The organism is Streptomyces albidochromogenes, from assembly GCF_005981925.1.
Lineage (GTDB): Bacteria > Actinomycetota > Actinomycetes > Streptomycetales > Streptomycetaceae > Streptomyces > Streptomyces albidochromogenes.
This window is the reverse complement of sequence record NZ_VBVX01000710.1, coordinates 1-683: the sequence shown is the minus strand read 5'-3', so window position 1 is coordinate 683 and position 683 is coordinate 1. Positions and strand designations below refer to the sequence as shown.

At 74.2% G+C, this 683-nt stretch carries 2 protein-coding genes; one reads left to right on the top strand and one right to left on the bottom strand.

Translation table 11 applies throughout. From position 1 onward, the window contains the following. Positions 1 to 160: chorismate mutase (locus E2E34_RS34885; protein ID WP_167518456.1), on the bottom strand; the 160-nt coding region annotated here is incomplete at its 3' end. 193 nt (positions 161 to 353) lie between these two features. Between E2E34_RS34885 and E2E34_RS34880 the strand changes: the two genes are divergently transcribed. After that, positions 354 to 683: Rieske (2Fe-2S) protein (locus tag E2E34_RS34880; protein WP_500691591.1), on the top strand; the 330-nt coding region annotated here is incomplete at its 3' end.

Genomic DNA, 683 nt, shown 5'->3' with positions numbered 1-683 from the left:
GCAGATCGGGTGTGGCCGTGAACCAGATGCTGATGAGGTCGTCGGGGGTGAGCCCGTTGCGCTCCAGGATGGCGGTGAGCAGCTCGCTGACCTGCTCGTCCATGTGCCCGGCCTCGTCCCGCTCCAGCTGGACGGCCCCACGCACCGCTCGTACTGCCACGTCGTGCTCCTCGCTCCGTACCTCGTCGGCCCCTGCTTGATCCAGCCTAGTTGGGCCGGGCGGGGCGGGGCTCGGCGCGTTCTACGGGTGAGACACGCGAGCGGGGCCGCCGGGTGCTTCGTCCGCGGGGCGATGCGGGCGAAGATGCTGCCCTTCGCGCCGAATCAGCGGAGCGAGGGGTGAGGAGCACGTGATGGGCAAGGGTACGAGCCGCCGGGCGGTCCTCACGGCCGGCGCCGCCGCGGCGGGCACCGCGCTGACGGTCGGCTGCGGCGACGGAGGCGGCGGGGGCGGGGACGAGACGCGGCCGGCGGCCCCCGAGTCGCCCGCGCGTTCCGGCCAGTCGCCGACCACGGGCGAGTCGCCGACCGCCGGTGAGACGCCCGCGGGCGGCCGGGCGCTGGCCGCGACCTCGGAGATCCCGGTGGGCGGCGGCAAGATCTTCGCGGACGAGAAGGTCGTGGTGACGCAGCCGGAGGAGGGCACGTTCAAGGGCTTCTCCGCGATCTGCACGCATCAGGGG